Annotated in this window: 21 protein-coding genes; all 21 read right to left on the bottom strand. The window is 41.3% G+C overall.

The genetic code is table 11. The features are described from left to right. Positions 1 to 5: 5 nt before the first annotated feature. The 21 genes from FM019_RS13785 to fliS all read right to left on the bottom strand — a co-directional run bounded on the left by FM019_RS13785 (position 6) and on the right by fliS (position 18325). Positions 6 to 692 (bottom strand): class I SAM-dependent methyltransferase, encoded by a 687-nt coding sequence (locus tag FM019_RS13785; protein WP_143836519.1) that lies wholly within the window; start codon positions 690 to 692, stop codon positions 6 to 8. Positions 693 to 699: 7 nt separating this feature from the next. Further along, positions 700 to 1407 (bottom strand): TylF/MycF/NovP-related O-methyltransferase, encoded by a 708-nt coding sequence (locus tag FM019_RS13780; protein WP_143836518.1) that lies wholly within the window; start codon positions 1405 to 1407, stop codon positions 700 to 702. A gap of 73 nt (positions 1408 to 1480) precedes the next feature. Continuing rightward, positions 1481 to 2464, bottom strand: coding sequence for an NAD-dependent 4,6-dehydratase LegB (locus tag FM019_RS13775; protein ID WP_143836517.1), 984 nt, complete (start codon positions 2462 to 2464; stop codon positions 1481 to 1483). A gap of 43 nt (positions 2465 to 2507) precedes the next feature. Next, entirely contained in the window at positions 2508 to 3515 is a 1008-nt protein-coding gene (locus FM019_RS13770) for a hypothetical protein (RefSeq protein WP_143836516.1), read from the bottom strand. Positions 3516 to 3553: 38 nt separating this feature from the next. Further along, positions 3554 to 4624: a LicD family protein gene (locus FM019_RS13765; RefSeq protein WP_143836515.1), complete on the bottom strand. Its 1071-nt coding sequence runs from the start codon at positions 4622 to 4624 to the stop codon at positions 3554 to 3556. After that, the gene (tagD, locus tag FM019_RS13760) at positions 4624 to 5088 is read right to left on the bottom strand and encodes a glycerol-3-phosphate cytidylyltransferase (protein ID WP_143836514.1); all 465 of its coding nucleotides are present in this window, start codon (positions 5086 to 5088) and stop codon (positions 4624 to 4626) included. Before tagD ends, FM019_RS13765 begins: the two co-directional genes overlap by 1 nt. Beyond that, complete coding sequence (locus FM019_RS13755; protein WP_143836513.1) at positions 5088 to 6005, bottom strand: LicD family protein; 918 nt, start codon at positions 6003 to 6005, stop codon at positions 5088 to 5090. Before FM019_RS13755 ends, tagD begins: the two co-directional genes overlap by 1 nt. A 35-nt stretch (positions 6006 to 6040) precedes the next feature. Continuing rightward, positions 6041 to 7234 (bottom strand): acyl-CoA reductase, encoded by a 1194-nt coding sequence (locus tag FM019_RS13750; RefSeq protein ID WP_143836512.1) that lies wholly within the window; start codon positions 7232 to 7234, stop codon positions 6041 to 6043. A gap of 39 nt (positions 7235 to 7273) precedes the next feature. Further along, positions 7274 to 8377 (bottom strand): acyl-protein synthetase, encoded by a 1104-nt coding sequence (locus FM019_RS13745; RefSeq protein ID WP_143836511.1) that lies wholly within the window; start codon positions 8375 to 8377, stop codon positions 7274 to 7276. A 1-nt stretch (position 8378) separates the two neighbouring features. Next, on the bottom strand, positions 8379 to 9827 hold the full coding sequence (locus tag FM019_RS13740) for an AMP-binding protein (protein WP_143836510.1): 1449 nt from the start codon (positions 9825 to 9827) through the stop codon (positions 8379 to 8381). A 3-nt stretch (positions 9828 to 9830) separates the two neighbouring features. Continuing rightward, positions 9831 to 10568: an SDR family NAD(P)-dependent oxidoreductase gene (locus FM019_RS13735; protein ID WP_143836509.1), complete on the bottom strand. Its 738-nt coding sequence runs from the start codon at positions 10566 to 10568 to the stop codon at positions 9831 to 9833. Continuing rightward, entirely contained in the window at positions 10549 to 10794 is a 246-nt protein-coding gene (locus tag FM019_RS13730; RefSeq protein WP_143836508.1) for an acyl carrier protein, read from the bottom strand. The genes FM019_RS13735 and FM019_RS13730 overlap by 20 nt, the downstream gene beginning before the upstream one ends. Positions 10795 to 10814: 20 nt before the next feature. Next, positions 10815 to 11384, bottom strand: a complete 570-nt coding sequence (locus FM019_RS13725; protein ID WP_185969289.1) for a GNAT family N-acetyltransferase — start codon at positions 11382 to 11384, stop codon at positions 10815 to 10817. After that, the gene (pseG, locus tag FM019_RS13720; protein WP_143836506.1) at positions 11374 to 12444 is read right to left on the bottom strand and encodes a UDP-2,4-diacetamido-2,4,6-trideoxy-beta-L-altropyranose hydrolase; all 1071 of its coding nucleotides are present in this window, start codon (positions 12442 to 12444) and stop codon (positions 11374 to 11376) included. The genes FM019_RS13725 and pseG overlap by 11 nt, the downstream gene beginning before the upstream one ends. Positions 12445 to 12454: 10 nt before the next feature. Then, on the bottom strand, positions 12455 to 13516 hold the full coding sequence (pseI, locus tag FM019_RS13715) for a pseudaminic acid synthase (RefSeq protein ID WP_143836505.1): 1062 nt from the start codon (positions 13514 to 13516) through the stop codon (positions 12455 to 12457). A 1-nt stretch (position 13517) separates the two neighbouring features. Then, a complete protein-coding gene (locus FM019_RS13710) occupies positions 13518 to 14462 on the bottom strand; it encodes a glycosyltransferase family 9 protein (protein WP_143836504.1) in 945 nt (314 codons plus the stop codon). After that, positions 14455 to 15156: a pseudaminic acid cytidylyltransferase gene (pseF, locus tag FM019_RS13705; protein ID WP_143836503.1), complete on the bottom strand. Its 702-nt coding sequence runs from the start codon at positions 15154 to 15156 to the stop codon at positions 14455 to 14457. Before pseF ends, FM019_RS13710 begins: the two co-directional genes overlap by 8 nt. Beyond that, complete coding sequence (gene pseC / locus FM019_RS13700) at positions 15153 to 16316, bottom strand: UDP-4-amino-4,6-dideoxy-N-acetyl-beta-L-altrosamine transaminase (RefSeq protein WP_143836502.1); 1164 nt, start codon at positions 16314 to 16316, stop codon at positions 15153 to 15155. The genes pseF and pseC overlap by 4 nt, the downstream gene beginning before the upstream one ends. Before the next feature lie 9 nt (positions 16317 to 16325). Further along, the gene (pseB, locus tag FM019_RS13695) at positions 16326 to 17324 is read right to left on the bottom strand and encodes a UDP-N-acetylglucosamine 4,6-dehydratase (inverting) (protein ID WP_143836501.1); all 999 of its coding nucleotides are present in this window, start codon (positions 17322 to 17324) and stop codon (positions 16326 to 16328) included. 264 nt (positions 17325 to 17588) lie between these two features. Continuing rightward, entirely contained in the window at positions 17589 to 17897 is a 309-nt protein-coding gene (locus FM019_RS13690) for a hypothetical protein (RefSeq protein ID WP_143836500.1), read from the bottom strand. Further along, a complete protein-coding gene (gene fliS / locus FM019_RS13685) occupies positions 17894 to 18325 on the bottom strand; it encodes a flagellar export chaperone FliS (RefSeq protein ID WP_143836499.1) in 432 nt (143 codons plus the stop codon). The genes FM019_RS13690 and fliS overlap by 4 nt, the downstream gene beginning before the upstream one ends. Between the last annotated feature and the right edge of the window lie 6 nt (positions 18326 to 18331).

Here is an 18331-nt window from a genome sequence, read left to right as displayed (position 1 = left end):
ACACGCTAACGTTTGTTAAGTACTAAATAGTAGCGTGCATTTTCAATATCGTTTTCATTGTTGAAAAACTCTTGATTTAACGAGTACCATTGAATTTTAAGTTGACAGTGTGTCAACAAGCTCTCTATTTTATACATATCGTAGTAACTTTGAATTGTTCCTTGCTCATGTTGAGATAAAACTGTCTCGTCTTTCGCTAAATAAGCACCTCGATGATTGCACTTAGATGAAATCAAGCTGACAAAAATAGGCCCTGTTGTAACACGTGCAATCTCTTTCAAATTTATTTTAGCAAGTTCAAATGACATACTATCGAGAACTGATTCGGCGATGGCAATATCAAAATATCCATTGACGAAAGGGAGTATTTCGCTTTCGTTAAGTGTTAAAAATGCATTTTTAAGTTCAGGATACAGTTGCCTCGCCTTATTTATAGCCGTTTCAGATAAATCAACACCTGTTGCGTTTAGTCCAAATTTAGTCAGAAGCATTGTTTGCGTACCCATTCCACATCCAAAGTCCAATGCCGTCATATTTGGGCTTAAATCAATTTTATCAATGAAACTGCCGTCGGGTTGCTTTGCACGCACAAAACGAGATATAAATTTTACGACTTCTTCTTTAGGAAACACTATTGCATTTTCATTTCTGGAGTAACTCTCTTCCCAGAATTTTTTCCGTTTCTCAAGCATTTCTAACTCACAATTGAACGTAGGCGATATTGGGGTCAAACGAAAAACGTTTAATTTCAATTTCGTTTAAAGAATGCCCCATTGCTTCAAGCAACGCGCGAGTCTCTCCTGGCCACCAAGGATTATTTATCTCGTCGAAGGCCAAAATAGCACCTTTGGGCATTCTTGGTAAAAAGTGACTCAATGCAACTTTAGTAGGTTCGTAAAGATCAAAGTCCAAGAACAACAAACTCACGATTAAATGCGGATTGGTAACAATAAACTCAGGAATTGTCTGAATCGCATCACCTTTAACGAGTTTTACTTTTTCCAAATGGTTCAAGAAGCGGTTTTCATTGAATTCATCTATACAATTCAAAACATCTTTATAAACGCCTTCTCCGGTGGGTAACCCCGAAGTTTTAAGTTCAGGATTGTTTCGCGCCTGCTCAGTATCCTTTTCGTCAATACTGGGGAAACCATTAAAAGAATCAAATCCGATAATATGCCTATCCAATGCATAGGGCTCCAACATAGCGCTCAATTTCGCCCAAGCCATTACGCCAGCCCCCTCAAATACCCCACACTCTACTACACTACCTTTGACTTCCAAGTTGAGCTTAAACATCTCATACCTAGCAATAAATCTGCTTAGCTGCTGACGTCTTACGTATTTCTCAAATCCATTAAGCTTTTGTTCAGTTGGAAGCGGTGACGCTTCAAACGCTCGGCTCATATTGATACCTTTCCAATTTAAAATGTGTTAGTCCAAGATTCAAAATAGTAATGCTTTGCCACTAAGTGCCTTATTATGTGTTGTATATTTGAGGTTTATATTTCGCAAGGTTTTCTTCTCTGGAAAACCACTCAATAGTCTTTGATAAACCCGCATTTATACTTGTTCGAGGTTTAAATCCTGTTAACTTTTGCATTTTACCGTTATCGGCCCACAGCCTGAAAACTTCAGACCCTTCAGGGCGATATCTTGATTCATCGCAAACAAATTCCACGTCACTTTCCATAAGACACTTAATTAGATTCAACGTATCCCCAATTGATATCTCAGAATTTGAGCCGATATTAACAGTTTCGCCTTTTGTACAAGAAGATTTATATAGCTCAATGAAACCCTGGCAGGTGTCAGTCACGTAATTGAAGTCTCTTGTCGGCGTTGTGTCTCCGAGTTTGATTTGCTGCATACCACTAGCAATCTGGCTTATTATGGAAGGAATTACGGCCCTTGCCGATTGCCGGGGACCATAGGTATTGAACGGGCGAGCAATGGTCACAGGAAGTTCAAAAGCATTAAAGTAACTCATTGCTACTGCATCAGCAGCAATTTTTGAAGCACTATAAGGTGATTGCGCTTGTAAGGGGTGTTTTTCATCAATAGGCACATATTTAGCAGTTCCATACACTTCACTTGTGGAGGTTTGAATAAGTCTATCGACACCATTTTCCAAGGCAGCTTGGCATATATTAAGCGTGCCCTTCACATTGGTATCAATGTAGCTATCTGGCGCAATGTAAGAGTATGGTATTGCGATCAAGGCCGCCAAATGAAAGATCGTGCCGCAATCCTTGGCCAACTGATTACAAAAATACGGATCACGTACATCTCCGCAAATGACTTCGACACTTTCAATGCACGATACATCTTCCAACCATCCCCAATGATTGAGAGAATTGTATTGAGCTAGCGCTTTCACTTGATAACCTTGTTCCGTCAGGGACTCGACGAGGTGCGAGCCTATAAAACCGTCAGCCCCTGTAACTAAAACCTTATTTTTCATATTTTGGACCTCCTGTAAGCTTGCACTACTCAACTCCCTAGACTTACGCTTCTGTGTTTGCACTAACCATGGACGACAGTGTCTCAACAGGCAATTTACTCGCTAATAATGATTCTGGGTTTGTGACGTAAAGTTGTACACCCAATTCGTTTAAAATGTTGTTTTGCAAATGAAACAAATAGTCAGCTATGTTTAATCGACCAAGTTGTTTTCCCTGAGCATCAGATGCTGTCGAGTGCAAAGACCCTTTTTCTTTCGATAATTTGTATTTTCTACGAATAGTTTCCGTATACTCTGTTGCACGTTTATAAACAGGGTTATCCTGATCTTCCCAAAAATAGGTATGTTCATTCAGATCCACCCCAACAAGATAGATATTTTTATATCCGTTGCCAACACAATAGTTAATAACAACATCTAAATTGGAAATCTGATGACTCAGTTTTATTGGTTTATCTTGCCGATAATAGTCTTTTACAACGTTCATCAGTAGCTCGACATTATCTAATCTAACCCTGTCTGCAGCATAAAAAATTGGTTTGATAACCTTTGGCGCAACATATTTGAGGCTTTCTACAACAACAAAATATGCTGAAACAAACACATTAACATGCTTGCGATCTTCATTATTAAGCAATTGTTGATAGGCGAGTTCGATAAAAATCTCGTTATCGTTAAATTCGGTAAAATATTCGGTGGCAGTGAAATTATGCACAAAGAACGCATTTACTCCAACTGAATAATGTTTCGAAATAAAATCCCATTCAGATTTTGCAATGTGATTAATGCTGTTGCCGCACGCCAGTATAAAAGCCTCGTCAGAATTTCGAGTCACTGGTTGACCATCAAAAACCCGCTCACCTTCAAGGCGCATTTCCTTAATATATTTTTTTGAGAGGTAACGATTCCAATATACTTGAGCTAGCGCATCGGCTAACGCACTGTCGAAACCCCATTTTTTCAGATCGATGCTTGCCTTCAGCTTCTTCAATTTATAATACCAAGGCGCATATAAACGATATGGCCAACGTTTAAATTTTAACTTTTTCATAATCATTCTGATGCCGTGTAAAAACGTATTACGACGTCTTAAATTTTGTTTAGAATGCAGCTCATCGCATAGTTTGAATCGATAATAGTCGGATTATCCACAGCTCCATTCCATTCTTTAACGGGAACTCGCCAATTAGGATAGTGCTCTTCTAAGAATACTTCAGGATGGTCGGGGATTCGCATTATCCCTGCTGTGGTATCTTTCATTGAATAAGGAGTAAATCCTAAAGTACTGATCACATTTGCTGCTGGCTCAAACCAATAGGTTTTTTCACCTCTCACGTAATGCATAATAAAATCAAACATCACGCCGTTTTTATACAATTGCATTGACCCGACAACACGCCCTGTTTTAAATTTTGGCGCAGGTTTGATGTTCCAATTATCGCCAAATCTTGATTCTAAAAACTTTTCAGTATTGGCAGGTGCAAAATAACCTTTACCGTTATGAATCACTTTTTGAGCTGGGAATAGGCTATTATCAAACCAGTATTCACAATTGAGATCTCGCCACCCTGACTGCACACCCTCAGTGACATAAATAAAAAAGTTGCTCCGCCAAGAATCGCTAATGAGCGTGATACTTTTAATATCTGAAGCTGGGCAATTGATATGAACTTCGCCAATTGCGCTTAATGCTCGAATAAAGTTATCAAGTGTTAACTGCTTTTTGGGGTCTATTACCCAGCCAATCGTATCGATTTCTGGCAACAAGCATTTGTCTCTGTAGAGATTTAACAGTGCGCCACCGATTAAACAGTGTTCTAGATTAATATCTATCATTGTTTGCGTTAGATCAGCGATTAATTGTTCACCAGATTTGAGATCATTTTTATCTCGAACGCCCAAATGATGAACTCGACACTCATATCCTTTTGACCGATACTCGTTTTCTAAGCCCAGCGTTTTTTCGATATCCGCCTCAAATACTGCGAAATCAAGATCTTTATCCCAAGGTAAAAAATCCCCATCCCGGACTATTCCAAGCAATGAGCCACCTATGAGCACTGATTCTATATTTTTGGCATCAGCGATATCCAATACTTCTCGACACACTTCATGCACATTTGCGTAGTCGGAGTAAATTTTGTTTAGTTTGTATTCCATTAATTCTGTTCTATAGCTCTCACTACATCCAAAACGCTATCAAGCCCTGTCTTCAATTTTTGAATATGTTCTGAATTAATACTCGACAAAGATTTTTTTAACTTGGTCGTCGAAATATCGGGGGTTCGCTCCAAATACACTACTTCACACTGCGTTTCCAAAAAATCAAACTTCCCTCTCCAATCATCTCCAATTCCAAAAATATCCACATTAAATTTTTTGATATCATCAAGCTTTTGATCCCAGCTATTTTCGGGTATGACTTTGTGAACGCCTTTGATCGCTTCTACAATTTGTGCCCGCTCTTCAAAACTGTAAAGACTTTTTTTACCTTTAGTATTGTTAAACTCATCTGTTGATACGCCAACAATCAGGCGGTCACCCAAATCACTTAATCTATTGAGCATCTTTATATGACCAAGATGAAGTAAATCAAAGGTGCCGTAGGTTAAAACTGTTTTCATTATGAGTTTCCTTCGAACACAGCAGCGTTTTTAAGCTGGCTCAAATTCCATGTAGGATCCGGCGTACGCCAATCACCATAATGCCTATCTAAATAAGACTCTACGTGTCCAGGAATTTGGATTGTTCCTCCCATATATTGGGTAACCTGAGTTTCTTGGATATGTTTACTTGGCATCCTAAATCCTCTCGAGGATAGTGTGTAGTCCATCCAATCGTCACCCACATATTTAACAAAAAAATCAACCATAGGAAGCGTCAATGATGGTTGTGCTGTTCGTAATTTAAAGGCTCGAATAGCGCCAGCAGGGACATTGTAAAATTCTCTTTCACTAAGCTGCGTGTCGACGCACCACGCGGTGTTTGTTGACGCTTCAAGCTTTTTACAAATAAAGGGAAACAATTCCTGTAATGCTTTTACGTCATGATGGGATACGGCTAAATCTAAATCGTCATCCCAAGGGATTAGTGCATTGTCCCGGATAATTCCAAGCAATGTTCCAGCGTCAACATAATGCGTTATGCGAGCTGTTAGCAAACTTTCACTGACCAATAAAAGCACCTCGTTTGAAGCTAGTCGAGAAGCTGAGCTATGACCAATTGAAAAATGTTTAATATCTTTGGCACTAAGATAACGAACTCTTTTTGCATCCAGCTTCAACTGTGTCGTAAGTTGGTTGTAAATTTGTTCAGAGTATTCGCTGGCGATAAGAATAACTATTTTGTTGTCAGTGTCGATCAATTGGTCCGCTGACAGTACTTTTAATCCTTCAATCGTTCTGCCAATTTTAGCGTCGCTGTTGTCGCAAAACGCAACAAATTCATAGGATTCCTCCAGGTTACGCTTTGCTGCCAACCCAGCTTCTCCGCAACCAAATATGATTGCTTTGGTTGACTCGAATGAATTTTCCACCGCCATTTAGAAACTCACCCACAGGCATTGGATTGGATAGCCTAGAATATTGATACTTTTCTGCATAACTGTCCTACCAAATCAAAACCATCCCAAACCGGTGTAAAGTCCAATGCCTGACCAACAGGCACAATTCTATCTATTCCTGATATCGACGGATGACTTAAAACCTTTAACTTGTCGTGTTCACTAAGCCCCAAGTAGCTCAAGGTCTGTAACTTGTCTAAAGAGTCGGTGAACATTGCTTCGGGTTCGTCCAAATGGCGCACATAAAAAACCTTTTCTCCGTTATGCCATCCAAGCATAGTTTCAGTTATGCCTGATACACTAATCGCACAAACACGATCTTGCATTAGGATCTCACAGTCCGCATCTGTGCTTTGTGCCAGTTGCATAGTAACCAATTGATTATTTTTCTGGGTAATGGATATTTCTGTCTGAGATGCAAGTTCGTTTAGACGTGCCAATACGCTAAGCAAAACAGGTGTATCACCAAGAAAATAAACTAAACGAGGTGAACTGCAAGCTTGTTGCTCATAGGGGACAGTATCGCGCCACAACCGCTGTGCTAAGTCTTCTAAACTCTGGCTTTCGTCAACTTGACGCAAATCCAAAATTGTTGCTGAAAAACGATCAGCGAAACTTATATCTCTGCACCTAGGTTTACAAGGGAGCGCCCGAATACTATTTACACTTTCATCCCCTCCCCAAATCACCCGAGCATCGGCAAATGACGACAATTGCCCGCTGAGACCTGATGATTTATCGTAACTTATAAACCAATTTCGCTTCGCCACCACTGAGAATTGTGGGATTTGAAACAGACGATCAAGGGTATTTAACAACACATCTTTGATGTCACTTTGTGCCGTTGCAACACGCACAATATTGTTATTTCCGCACAGCAATGAACATACCCAACTATAAACAAACATGGTGTCCACGTTTGCAGGCGTAAAATGCACGACTGTGCCTAGAGGTTTATGCATCACTTTGGAAGTTTGGCGCAACGTAGATTCAAACATATTTTGAATATTTCGTTTACGCAACCAAAATCCTAATGCCACTAACTCTGGATGTATTTTGGCGCTTGGGCTCTTCATTAAATCGTTTGATAAAGCCTCTAGGAACGCTAGATTATCATCATTCATTGGAGACAAAGGCTCAACGCCACGAGTAAACCAACTTTCAATAGACAGGCCTTGTCCTGTTATTCTGGGAGCTAAGCTGATCACCTTTGAAACTCTCCAGAGCTGCTCAGATGAGTTAATAGATTAACTTGCATTGTGAGTATCACTACAGCCCCTTATCTCAGTCTTAGGTAAGCGCCCCTGTATCGAAAAATATTTGCCTTTGCGGCCACAAGTACAATCATCAATGCCCAAAATAGTGCCTAAGTCTTCAGTTAAAATACTATGACCCGGGTAACTTGTGGGTAATGCCGAAATCGATTGAACAAGGCCCTGCTGACCAATGCCACAAATCTTCAAAGAATAGGGATCACGGGTAATCACGTCGGCAAAAACAGGGCAATGTAAATGGCCGTCTTCGCATTCAACAAATACTGAACCCACCTGCTCTGCCATGCCATAAAAGTTGTAACACTGTGAGATACCACACAGATTATCGAGTGTTTTTTTAAATTGCTCATTATCAACTTTCTGATCTTCGAGTTTTTTCCAGCCCCCAGAATGCAACAATATTCCCTGCGGTAAACTTAAGGCTTTGCCTCTTTCCACTAGCCCTTGAAGAAAGTAGCACCACACCATGAAGGTAAAACCGAAAATCAATACAGGCTGCTTTCCATAACGCTCCACAAAGGCTTCAATTACCGGCCAATTAGGCTGCATATTTTCATCTAGTGCGTAAGTTAAATCTCGCCCAAAAAATGCCAATCCCTGAATACCTGCCCCTCTAGCACTGTATTGATTCTTTTTGTCCAACACAGCAGGGCTGTCTATTATCAACATCGGCAATCGCTGTTTGCCAATGCTTTGCTGCATAATTTTCACCAACACTTTGCTTTGCCTTGCACTTGTTGCACGGTCTAAAAATAGTGTCGCCGGCGTTTGCGAGGTGGTGCCAGAGGATTGAAGTACTTTAAATACTTCATGCGAGGCGATACTTGAAAGTTTTAATTGCTTAAACAAGCGAACAGCTAGAAATGGCAGGTCATCGAGAGCCTTTGCAGGCCCATCAAATTGATGAGTAATGTTGTTGTATTCTTGGCAATGAAACTGATGATGGTTATGCAATAACTCAATGATCGGTTTTAATTGCGCTTCTTTATCTATTTGCGGCAAGGCGTAGACAGGCGCTTGCAATAATTCTTCAAACAAATTGAGATACTGCTGCAATGTTGGTGTGATATCACCCATTTCAGTGTGCCTTTGCCAGCGATTTTAGCATTGGATAATCTGTTTTACCGTTTGCATTAATTGGAGGTTCTGCCAATTCTACAATGATTTGTTTGCTTGGGTGGATGCCATATTTATGGTGTAAATGCTGTTTGGTGATTTCAGTATTGCTTTCGTAATCGCCATCAAAACTTACGGCATGTTTATCTTCTGCAGTCAGGACCCCGATCACCATTTGACTGTCGTCTCCCGTGCAAAAACATTTAACGCCTTGTGCTTTTAAGGAGGATTCACATTCATCCAAATCTATGCGTTTGCCAGCAAGTTTAATAAAGCGAGATTTCCGTCCCGTAATGAAATAATCACCCTCCTCATCAACATAACCTAAATCCCCTGTCGCCAGCCACCGTTCTGCCCAGCTGCTATTGTGGGATAATCCATGTAGGTCTTTAAATTTAGAAGCATAACCTAACATCACGTTTTGTCCCTTATATGTCAACTCGCCTTGCGTATTAGTTCCCGTCACTTCCCTACCGGTGTCATCAATAAGTCTAAATTCTCCGCCTGGTATAGGCTGACCAATTGCATTAGGTTTCAATGTCAATTTTTGCGGTTCGAGATAAGCCATTCTCGCGGTTGCTTCCGTTTGACCATACATGACGTAAAATGCGATGTCATTGTCATGAGCATAATTTGCGTAGCTTTCAACTAGCTCTGAATTCAGCTTTCCACCTGCTTGGGTAAAATATCGTAAGTTTGGCAAGATTTTTTTAGTGAAGCGCAAAGAATGCATTAATTCGTAAGTAAAGGGTACACCAGCGAAACTATTGATATGACCCTGTTCTAGTGCTTGCCAATAGTCTTTCGATATTGGCGTGCTTTGAGTAAATACGCAACATGCCCCCTTTTGAATATGGGTGTTAACTACCGATAGTCCATACGAATAATGCAAAGGCAACGCACAAAGCGTGCGGTCAGTGGATAAAATCGGTAAATAACTGCAAATGGATTCAGTATTTGCCTGCACGTTTACTCTGCTTAGTGCTACATATTTAGCGTTTCCTGAAGAACCTGAGGTAGAAAGTAAAATTGCTACGTCGCTATCTTGAACAATTTTTAACGTTTTTCCCTTTTTACTCAAATTTTCAATGTTGGCAGCGTGTTGGGAACCTTCCCCTATTAATAGACTGGGCGAAAACTTTTCACACATCAATGCTAATTCTTCTTCAGCAATTTGAGGAGAAACTAACATTAAACAATGTTTGGTTTTTAGCACAGCGAGATAGGCGATCAATGTACAAATACTATTATTCGCCTTGAGTAATATTACAGTGGTTGTATTCCCTATTTCAGAAATTATTTGATCTGCGAGACTATTTACGCGTTCCGCTAATTGAATGTAGCTAATACTGTTGCCACCTTCGATTGCGGCAATTTGTTCGCCAAAACGCGATAGATGTTCAAAAAACATGGGTTATACCCTCAACCCACCGTCTACACCGATGATTTGTCCGGTGATGTAACTTGCTTTAGATGACAGCAGGAATGTGATGACTGAAGCCACTTCTTCGGCGCTTCCTGCCCTTTTCAAAGCAGAATGCTGCAAAACATTTTGTTTTTTCTCGCCTCGATATTCAGCCGTCATAGGCGTATCGATAAAGCCGGGTGACACTGCATTGACGCGAATACCTAAATTTCCAAGCTCCTTTGATAAAGACAGGGTTAGCCCTGAGACAGCTGCTTTGCTTGCAGCATATGCGCTTTGACCGGCACTGCCTTGTTCACCAACCGCAGAACACAAATTGACAATGCTACCTTGGCGTTGCCTGGTCATCATTCTTGCAGCGAGCTGGCAATGTAAAAACGTCGATACAGTGTTGATTTGCAATTGTTGATTAAAATCCTCAACACGGGTCATGGCAATTCCTGCATCAAGCATTTGCCCAGCACAATTAACTACTCCATCTAGTGTATGATCTGATTTGGCGATGCAGGCAAAAGCAGCTTTGACCTCAGATTCCACTGTCACATCATATTCAAGTATTGAACTATTCGGAATCATTTGCTTCGTAGCGGTCAATGCCGATTTATCGCGCCCCGCTAAATACACAAATGCGCCTTGGTTGGCGCATTCAATAGCGGTTGCACGACCAATTCCACTGGAGGCACCCGTAATCAATATATGTTTATCTTCAAGCATTAAAATCGACATCGTATTTCGCTAAAATGGATTTAGCTTTCGCGACTGAACTCATATCAATAATATCGTCAGTATCCAACATGACTTTAAATTGATCCTCTAACTCAGCTATTAGGATCATGTGAGCAGTGGAATCCCATTCTGGGATTGTATTGTATTCTAATTCATCGACGACTTTTTCTGGACCTATCGCAAGTCCTGTTGAAAATGCATCGACGAGCTTTTCTAAATTAGTCATTTTATTGTCCTGGTCAAAATTTAGCGTGTTCGCTCCCGTGACAGCAAACGTTTCAAAACTTTACTATGTTGTTGATAGTCCTCGAAATTCAATTCAATTTCAATCAATTCGCCTTGTTTAACCACTTTGTAGCCCAACTTTTGGTTGTACTTAAGCGCAGCTTGATTGGTGGATTTCACTACAGCGACCAACTTTTTACAGCCAAGGGTTTCAAAACAAAAATCATTGATGAGCAATGTAGGAGAAAATGCCAGGATATTGCCTCGGTAACGTGGATCTGCAATGTATAAACCCGGCTCGATAACCCGCGCCTGTTCCAATGTCTCTCCAGCCAATCGAGATTTAATATTCGATGAGCCAATGTCCTCACCCCGATACGAGATAATGAAGTGAGCTTGAGACGGATCTCTCTGGACTTTTTTAAACCATGCAAGTTGCTGTTCTTGATTAATGGTAGATTGTGAGAGCATATGCTCGCTGACTTCTGGGCTATTCCGCCAGGCTCGCAGGGTTTCAAGATCAGAGTGTAACACGGGCCTTAAAGTCACTTGATAGCCATTCAAAGTGCGCTGAGATAGGCTAGTTTCCACGTGAAAGTAACTCCTGAATATTTTCTACTACCCGCTCAGCACCATGGGTGTTTGCATAAGCGCATGCGTGTTGATGCATTTTCACTAATTTATCATGTTGGTCCCACAAACCAACTGCCAATTGGACAAGGTTTTGTATTGCATGTAAACGCTCAGTTCTTTCTTCTGCTGAACCCTGATTAAAAGATCGCATATCAATCGTTTTACACCACCCTTGTTGTTCTGCTGTGCGGGTTGCGCTCAGCTGATTGTCAGCCACAACCACTAGCACACTTGGGCAAGAACAGGCTAATAGTTCAAATTGACTTCCTCCTGCGGCGGAGATTGCCAGGCGACTTTGCTTCATTAATGCAGCCATTGACTGACAATCATGGTGATGCGTTATGTTAAGTCTGCTAGATTTGACATATTCTACAATGGAGTCGACTTCGCTATTTGCAGCGCCTGTTACCAAGTTTACTGAGCCAGTGAAATCTTGTTTTTCTAGCGCTTTTAGCACAGGTAACGTGAGCATTGCCGGATCGCTGCCGCCCATGGTAACCATTAATTCAGTGCGTTCTGTGAACGGTTTACTTTGGGAAGTTGAAAACTCTTTGCGTAACACACGATATCGCTCCCCTATACATAATATTGCTTCAGGTGCAGTCTCATTGTAGTTAAGTTTATGAGCTTCTTCGGCACCATTTATGACCAAGTCTGCGAATAACTTTCCTGAGTTGTTCATGTCATCAAAGCAAATGACGGGTAAATTCAACGTTTGAAAATTCTCACGATAGTGTTCGGAAAATGTGTATCCATCAATAACCAATCCATCTATTGGATGATTGGCACAAAACGACTTTAGCCAGTTCAGCTCGCCGTTTATATGATCGAAAAGCGGCAGAGCATACAATTTCCCGACCCAGTCCTGGCGATGTTCGCATAACGCTAATGTTTCGGAATTGACCACAAAATGCGTACGAACATTGGAAGATTCAAGACTTTGCGCCAGTGCGAGGCAACGCATAATATGCCCCATACCAACGGTTTCACCCGCATCGACTCGAAAAAGAATGTTCAAGGTATTTGCCCTAGGTCGCTGGGGCACAAAGATGCCAATTCATTGGTGTACCAGCCACCAAATCCTGAGTGGCGACCTGACCGATGACATCATCCCAATGTTTTGGTTGCAACCCGCTCGCAGGACGGACAATTTTGAGGTTCTGTGCAGTTAAAACCTCTCCTTTTTTAACGGATTTGCTTACAAAAATACTACGACGATAATGTTTGGATTTTTGTTCCGCCTCCATACCTCCATAGCAAACCTCACCCAAGGCTTGGTGCGCCCGTCGGCTTTCTTCGACTAACGCTGAAAGTTCGTTTGGCTCAAGCGAAAACGCAGCATCCACACCTCCGGCATTTCTGTCCAGCACGAAGTGCTTTTCAATCACTGTCGCGCCAAGAGTAACAGATGCAACCGATACGCCAATGCCCTTGGTATGGTCAGAAAGTCCTACTTGGGTCCCAAAAGCGTCACGCAAATGAGGAATGGTTAACAGATTTGTATTTTCAGGACTGGCTGGGTAAGTACTGGTGCACTTCAATAAAATGATATCATCACAGCCCGCTGATCTTGCTGTTGCCACGGCAAGCTCAATTTCACTTAAGCTCGCCATTCCCGTTGACATGATTAACGGTTTGCCTTTGCTGGCAGCTTTGCGAATAAGCGGAATGTCAGTGAGTTCAAAAGACGCAATTTTATAGCAAGGGACATTTAGCTCATCTAAAAAATCCACTGCGTCTTCATCAAACGGACTGCTAAAAGCAAGCATGCCTAAAGACTGGGCATGATCAAATAAAGGTTTATGCCACTCATAGGGTGTTGATGCTTTGGCATAAAGCGCATGCAATGACTCGCCATGCCATAAACTGTCCTTTTCCTGGATAACAAAATCGGGGCTATCAACGTCCAGCGTCATACTATCTGCAGTGTAAGTTTGCAGTTTTATCGCGTGCGCCCCGGCTTTTGCCGCTGCGTCGACCATTGAAAGGGCTAATTCGTAATTTTGGCTATGGTTGCCACTGAGTTCAGCAATTATGAACGGCGGCTGATTTGGACCTATAAGACGTTTCCCAATGGATATTTCTTTCATGTCATTCGCTCTCAAAAACTGACAAAATGCTTTCACTTAATGATTCAGCATTGGGAATATCCATCGCTTGATCCGCGGCATATTCTGGCATCAGGATCCGCGGGTCCATTAGCAACGGAATTAACAACGTGCTTGCCCCTACCCCTGCGGCAAACGCATAAACAGCATTCGCTAAACATACAACCAATTTGCTATTTGCAATCCGGTGAAGCCGAGTTTCGATGGGTGAATTTTCGTCATCAATTTCAACAGTAAGCCCGTTTTCTCGTAATAGTTCTGTTAATTTTGATATCTGTGCATAAGGGTGCTGATGTTCGTGTATCGCTAGATACACGCGCTTATCGTTAACGCCTCCTATTGTTTCGGATTTGAGTAGGTGTGGGTCGTAGTCCATATCCCCCCATCCACAGCATTTCTTTAAGTAGTATTCAGGATAGCCATAATCAAACAGACTTTCGCTTTCCCACCATCGAGAATGCCATTTAAACATATTGTTAAAAGTGCTTTGCATGTATTGCTGAGACTGGTTCACATATTCGGCTTGCAGTGTTTGATTCTGAATTTGTGTTAACAAATCTTGCAATGAAACACTAAGGTAATTGCCCACCACAGGTTCCCCTGCATCCTTGAGAAAACGGGCTAAAACGCAAGGCATAAAGCCGGTATCAAGATTGATTATGCTGTCATATTTCGTTCCAATGACCCTCTCCGCCACACCAATAAAGGCTTCTAATGCTTGCAGAATGTTTTCTGGCCAAACACCATCTTCCAGTGTCAAAACGGATACGTCGGGCTCAACAATGCGAAGTATTTCCCCCCCTTGCCCATGAGTTAAACATGTAATGTTAGCGTTGGGGTTGGTTTTTCTGACATGTCGTATTGCAGGAATTGCTATGCTAGCTATGTCCCCCAATTCGAGCATACGAATGATGAGAATGTTATTCACTTTGCATTCCTCTAACGTACGCTTGATACATCAATTCTGCACGATGCCAATCCTCAGGCGTGTCGATATCCTGCACCAGATGTCTAGGCAACACAACAGGGACACTGTGTTGGGAAAAAATGCCTTTATTGGACAAGTAGTCATCGGTTTTTCCCCAATAAAACTGCCCTGCGTCATGATAGGCTTCTTCCAGATCCTGCGAACGCTTAAAAATATTTTCTGGAAACATGGGGGTGACTCTTCCAGCCTGAATACTAATAGACCGCTGGATCGGAAACGCATAACTCGTCACAGCAAAAGAGAAAGACTTTTCTGCATCATGCTTGAGTACTTCCAGCCCTTTTTTTAAGTATTCTGCCTGCAAAAAAGGGGCTGTGGCATAAATACAACAACAAAACTCAGGTTTCCCTAAATTATCTATGCAATGTTTAATGGCATGACTGGTAACGGGTCGTGTTCCAATTAAGTCGTTAGATAATTCAGCAGGTCGGATGTAAGGCACTTTGGCCCCAAATTGCTTTGCAATTTCAGCGACCTGTTCAGAATCTGTAGAAACCCAAATTTCTTCAAATAGTCCCGACTTTTGTGCTGCCTGGATCGAATAGGCGATGAGAGGTTTACCGGCAAATTCTTTAATGTTTTTTGCTGGTATGCGTTTACTTCCTCCGCGAGCAGGAATAATGGCCAGATTCAAGCGAGTACCTCATTTAATGCTTGTATAACTCTGTCTTGGTCATCGGCCGTCATGCTTGGAAATAAAGGGATGGTTAACGCATTTTTATAAAATTTCTCTGAATTTGGAAAATCTCCGGTCGAAAAACCAAGATTTTGAAAGTAGGGTTGCAGGTGTATCGGGATATAGTGAACATTGACGCCGATACCACGCATAACCATTGCATCGTAAATTTCTTTTCGATCATGCCCTTGTAATTCAAGCATGTATAAATGCCAAGCACTTTTGCAATTCGCGTCTATAGTGGGCAATGTTAACGGTAAATCAGACAAAAATTGTTGGTATCGCGCTGCTAAATTCCTTCGCTTGGCAATAAATTCATCTAATTTATTTAGCTGAGATAAACCAAGTGCGGCTTGCAAATCACTTAACCGGTAGTTGTAACCCAACTCTATCTGCTGATAATACCAGGGCCCATGCACTTCAGACTTCATCTGCGCCGGATCTTTGGTTATGCCGTGTTTAGCGAACAATTTGATTTTCGCATCTAACTTCGGGCTATTGGTCATCACCGCGCCACCTTCGGCGGTTGTCATTGACTTCACAGGATGAAAACTCAGCACCGCGATATCGCAATACTCACAACTACCAATTTTGGTGTCTTTGAATCTTCCCCCCAATCCATGTGCTGCATCTTCGATGATTTTGACTTCATACTGTTTTGCAAGGGCAGATATCTGATCCATTTGACAACTTAAACCAGAAAAATGAACGGGAATAATAGCTTTAGGTAACACCCCTTTTTGAGCAGCATTTGTCAGCTTTTCTGCTAGCAAATCGACACTCATGTTCCGAGTTACGGGGTCAATATCAACAAAGTCAACTGAAGCCCCACAATAAAGCGCACAGTTTGCGCTAGCGACAAATGAATTCGGAACTGTCCAAACAATATCTCCAGGGCCGACTCCCAGTGCAAGACAAGCAACATGTAAACCTGAGGTCGCGCTGTTAACAGCCGTTGAAAACTTGGCTTTTGTATATTCACACAACGCGTTTTCAAATGCAGGGACACGGTCACCTTGAGTCAAAAATCGATTCAACAGAACATCAACAACTGAATCGATATCATCTTGATCTATATGGTGTTTTCCGTAGGGAATTGGATCTAATTTGCTCGGCATTTTAAAAACCTATAGCGTTTCTTTGTCCAGTTTGACCAACTCTTCTACTGTCAAAAAGTGAGGATTAGTGCCCGAATGATATTCAAATTTATCAGCAACTTGCACACCACGTTCACCAAGTTTATTGATTTTGTAATCCACCGTTTTGTCAAAAAACTTTATCGCAGGTGTAATGACATAGTGGTCATCAAACTCTAAAGAATGATGAGCCATCTCTTCAGGTACCATAACTTCATGCAATTTTTCACCCGGACGGATCCCAATAATTTCGTGGTCTTTCTTGCCACTCATGGATTCAACCAAATCAAGAATTCGAATTGATGGAATTTTAGGCACAAAGATCTCACCACCTTGCATACGTTGAAAATTGGTGATTACAAACTGTACACCCTCATCTAACGTTATCCAAAATCGCGTCATTTCTGCATGAGTGACTGGCAGAATATCTTTACCTTCATTTAATAGGTTGCGATAAAAAGGCACAACGGAACCCCTAGAGCCGACTACGTTGCCGTAACGAACGACAGCAAATCTTGGACCTGTAGCTCCAGATATATTATTCGCTGCAACAAATAATTTGTCTGAGGCTAGTTTGGTTGCACCGTATAAATTGACAGGGTTAGCAGCTTTATCAGTGGAAAGCGCAATAACGCGTCTAACATCTGTTTCAATAGCTGCATCGATGACGTTTTGCGCACCATTAATATTGGTTTTTATACACTCGTTAGGGTTATATTCTGCGGCAGGTACTTGTTTTAGAGCGGCTGCATGAACCACAAAATCAACATCTTTCATGGCTGATTTGAGCCTGTGTTTGTCACGCACATCGCCGATAAAGTATCTCATACACGGCGCATCGTAGGTTTGCTGCATCTCGAATTGTTTTAGCTCATCTCTAGAGTAAATAATAATGCGTCTAGGGGTGTCATTTTGTAACAAATGAGAAACAAATCGCTTACCAAAAGAACCTGTCCCACCAGTAATCAATACGGTTTTGTCTTTAAACATTTGAATTTTAACGCCTTATTCTAGTTAATTATATTCTTTGACGTACAAAACCGGCAGGCCGCCAGCAATTTTACTTTTAATGAAATCGTTTAATTATATTTGAAAGTAAAGCATAAATTGCGCCAATGACGAAAAACGAGTTCCTTGTTACATTAGCATTTCATGTTAGAACTCGGCAAGTTAGACCGGACTATTCAGTAGTTGTTTAGCTACAAAGAAAATAACATCAAGAATAGATCAGAGCGGCTAAATAAAGACACCCCGTTACTTGTACTTGTTAACTGCCTTGCGACCTCGAAGCAAGCCGCTAAGTTGTTTTAATGATGCTTTAAGTTGCTTGTTGATATGTTCAGATAATTTCTGATTGATAACTAACTCTGTTTTGGCGAAAGATTTAACATCACCGTCTTTTAAATCTTCAAGATGTTTTGTAATGATTGAATCACGCTCTTCTATTAGTGTTTTTAACAGCGAGTCATCGAGTTCTTCTGCCTCTAAAGTCGTTTGAATTTGAAGATTAATATCTGCTAAAGGTGGTGGCGTAAATTCATGATTGAGACTAAGTTTTTTCACACTACCGCTTGACGTTTTTGACGCTGAGCTTCGTATGCTTCCTGTTTAGCATTTTCAGGAATACTTGCCCACGCGTTTTTAATAGGTAGTAGCAGGTTAATCACTTCATCCATGATGTTCAAGTCATTCTGAATGTTGGCATCTGTAATACGTTGAATCATATAATCATAAAGAGCAAATAAATTGTTGCTCACTTCACCTTCAACATCCATATCAAGTGTATCCCGTAAGTTGATGAGAATTGCACTCACCTTGGATAAATGCTCGGCTTTCCCTTCAAAATCTTTCCTCTCAATACAGCCCTTACCGTATGCCATGCGGTCAAGTGCACCTTGCATTAGCATCAGTGTAATCTTATGGGGGTCGGCATTTGATATATCTTGTTTTAGATTGCCTTTTTTATAAGCGTTAATACCTTTAAGTGCCATTCCTAA

Origin of the sequence: Aliiglaciecola sp. M165 (assembly GCF_007197995.1) — a bacterium.
Classification (GTDB): domain Bacteria; phylum Pseudomonadota; class Gammaproteobacteria; order Enterobacterales; family Alteromonadaceae; genus Aliiglaciecola.
Note: the sequence above shows the minus strand (reverse complement) of the source record. Positions and strands in the feature narration are given on the sequence as shown.